General features: G+C 52.0%; 1 protein-coding gene. It reads left to right on the forward strand.

Going from position 1 to position 369, the window contains the following annotated elements; all coding sequences use genetic code 11:
- A partial coding sequence (locus J536_RS24810; RefSeq protein WP_228130733.1) for an Ig-like domain-containing protein occupies positions 1–369 on the forward strand: 369 nt, incomplete at both ends.

The raw sequence follows: 369 nt of genomic DNA on the forward strand, positions 1-369 counted from the left end.
TAATGATACACAAACTTATACAATTGATACCACCGCACCAAATGCACCTGTACTTGATCCAATCAATGCAACTGACCCAGTGAGCGGTACAGCAGAAGCGGGTTCAACAGTGACTGTCAGCTTCCCTGATGGCACCACTGCAACAGTCGTGGCAGGCACAGACGGCAGCTGGTCAGTACCAAATCCGGGTAACCTGGTGGATGGCGATACCGTGACTGCAACAGCGACTGACCCTGCAGGCAATACTTCATTGCCAGGTACAGGCACAGTCTCTGCAGACATCACACCGCCAGTGGTTGTACTTGATGATGTGTTGACGAACGACAGCACACCAGCACTCACTGGTACAGTGAACGATCCGACAGCAAC

This window comes from Acinetobacter sp. 809848, assembly GCF_000581275.1.
GTDB lineage: Bacteria > Pseudomonadota > Gammaproteobacteria > Pseudomonadales > Moraxellaceae > Acinetobacter > Acinetobacter pittii.